Genomic DNA, 1,243 nt, shown 5'->3' with positions numbered 1-1,243 from the left:
GATAACTTTAACTTGGAATCAAAAATTCCAGAAAATATCAATATTAAAATTTTAGAAATTGAAAATCATAGTGTTTTTAAGCGCTGACTAATTACCTCATTGCACGTTACAGGAACTACTACCAGTTCTGTATTAGATGAATTTGCAAGTATTGTAGGACTTTTGTTGTGTATTTCTGTAATGATGTCTTTTATATCTATCAGAACTGAAAGTATAAAATGGACGCTACTTTTAGAAAGAATGGCAAATATTTTATTTGGAATTGCCATTGTTGGAATTGCGCTCATCCTTTTAATTTTACTAAAAACATTTTGGTTAGAATAAATATCAGGTTTAATCATAATTACCACTAAAATATCAATATGAAAAAAAGTTTTATTAGCAAAAAAGAAATTAAAGATAGCGAACAAGTAAGTGCAGAAGATTTGCGAAAAGGTATTTTTGACCTTATCAAAAGTAAATTTCCAGATTTTGAAAGCAGCGATTATATATCACTTCAAGAACTCAATCAATATCGAAGATTGTACCTTACCTCTCTCATCACAGAAGAAAGAGGAGAATTGGAAATTATAGATTTGGATGTGATGGATGCGATTAATAATAATTCTATCTTATCAGAAAATATTCAAGATGAAGTAGAAACTGAAAATACATTAGGCGAAAATCTTGCAGATAAGGTGGCAGCATTTGGTGGAAGTTGGACATTTATATTGGTTTTTTTCTCATTTATAATGGTTTGGATCTGCATCAATATTTGGTTTTTGGCGAGTAAATCGTTTGATCCTTATCCTTTTATATTATTAAATTTAATTCTATCCTGTTTAGCAGCAATACAAGCACCAATCATAATGATGAGCCAAAACAGACAAGAATCTAAAGACAGAATAAGAGGCGAACACGATTATAAAATCAATCTAAAAGCCGAATTAGAAATAAAATTATTAAGCGAAAAAATTGACCATCTTTTGGTGCATCAAAACAAAATGATGCTGGAAATTCAAGAATTGCAAACAGATTATTTGGAAGATTTAATGAAAGAAATAAGGAAAAAATAAAAATTGATAAAAGGCAAGTTGCTATGCAATAATTTTAGTGTGATATATTTATCCAAGCACCAAAAGATGGAGGTTTTGGCTTGTCCATTTGTATAATGTCTTAAACGCAAATAACTGGACACTTTTTTCTAATTGAATTTTAATTTAAGGACTCTTTATCCGACATATCTATTCCGATTTTTTTTAAG

2 protein-coding genes are annotated in these 1,243 nt (G+C 29.1%); both read left to right on the top strand.

Going from position 1 to position 1,243, the window contains the following annotated elements; genetic code table 11:
- The first annotated feature begins 99 nt into the window (after window positions 1–99).
- Window positions 100–324, top strand: a complete 225-nt coding sequence (locus HNQ03_RS16030) for a hypothetical protein (RefSeq protein WP_173780702.1) — start codon at window positions 100–102, stop codon at window positions 322–324.
- Between the two features lie 38 nt (window positions 325–362).
- On the top strand, window positions 363–1,055 hold the full coding sequence (locus tag HNQ03_RS16025) for a DUF1003 domain-containing protein (RefSeq protein ID WP_173780701.1): 693 nt from the start codon (window positions 363–365) through the stop codon (window positions 1,053–1,055).
- Window positions 1,056–1,243 lie beyond the last annotated feature (188 nt).

The organism is Frigoriflavimonas asaccharolytica (genome assembly GCF_013294015.1).
Classification (GTDB): domain Bacteria; phylum Bacteroidota; class Bacteroidia; order Flavobacteriales; family Weeksellaceae; genus Frigoriflavimonas; species Frigoriflavimonas asaccharolytica.
Note: the sequence above shows the minus strand (reverse complement) of the source record. Positions and strands in the feature narration are given on the sequence as shown.